Source organism: Vibrio sp. 10N.222.52.C12 (genome assembly GCF_041474215.1).
GTDB classification, from domain to species: Bacteria; Pseudomonadota; Gammaproteobacteria; order Enterobacterales; family Vibrionaceae; genus Vibrio; species Vibrio crassostreae_C.
Genome location: NZ_JBFRTR010000254.1, coordinates 1 through 250 on the forward strand (window position 1 = coordinate 1; position 250 = coordinate 250).

Below are 250 nucleotides of genomic sequence, written 5' to 3' on the forward strand. Positions count from 1 at the left end.
CCGCATAGCTCCACCATTCTTTCTCCATGTAAGAATGGCTTTTATTTTCACTTTTTAAAAAGTGAAGACAAAAGAACATCATGGGCGATTAGCTCAGTTGGGAGAGCACCTGCCTTACAAGCAGGGGGTCACTGGTTCGAGCCCGGTATCGCCCACCATCTTTAAGCACACTTTTCTTAGTAATAGAAAACTGAGTGTATTTAAAAATGGTTTTGAAAGTTTAATGCTTTAAAAACTCTTGCTCTTTAAC

Annotated in this window: 1 tRNA gene; it reads left to right on the top strand. The window is 39.6% G+C overall.

What is annotated here, in order from left to right:
* Positions 1 to 82 precede the first annotated feature (82 nt).
* Positions 83 to 158, top strand: a tRNA-Val gene (locus tag AB4623_RS24200).
* Positions 159 to 250: the final 92 nt, after the last annotated feature.